Origin of the sequence: Klebsiella sp. TF21-TM (assembly GCF_019753495.1) — a bacterium.
Lineage (GTDB): Bacteria > Pseudomonadota > Gammaproteobacteria > Enterobacterales > Enterobacteriaceae > Klebsiella > Klebsiella quasipneumoniae.
Genome location: NZ_JAIJYL010000131.1, coordinates 1 through 361, shown reverse-complemented (window position 1 = coordinate 361; position 361 = coordinate 1). Strand labels below are relative to the sequence as shown.

The 361-nt window shown below is 53.2% G+C and carries 1 tRNA gene and 1 rRNA gene; both read right to left on the bottom strand.

The window, feature by feature from the left end:
• Positions 1-3 precede the first annotated feature (3 nt).
• A tRNA-Thr gene (locus K5R89_RS27245) sits at positions 4-79 on the bottom strand.
• 14 nt (positions 80-93) lie between these two features.
• Positions 94-209: ribosomal RNA gene (rrf, locus tag K5R89_RS27240) — 5S ribosomal RNA — on the bottom strand.
• Between the last annotated feature and the right edge of the window lie 152 nt (positions 210-361).

The window sequence follows — 361 nt, the reverse complement described above, 5'->3', positions numbered from 1 at the left end:
AAGTGGTGCTGATACCCAGAGTCGAACTGGGGACCTCACCCTTACCAAGGGTGCGCTCTACCAACTGAGCCATATCAGCACGCTAAATTTGATGCCTGGCAGTTCCCTACTCTCACATGGGGAGACCCCACACTACCATCGGCGCTACGGCGTTTCACTTCTGAGTTCGGCATGGGGTCAGGTGGGACCACCGCGCTAGTGCCGCCAGGCAAATTCTGTTTTATCAACACGTCCTGCGGACGCATCGACTAATCTGTATCGAAGCTGAAAATCTTCTCTCAAATCGCCAAAACATCTTCGGCGTTGTAAGGTTAAGCCTCACGGTTCATTAGTACCGGTTAGCTCAACGCATCGCTGCGCT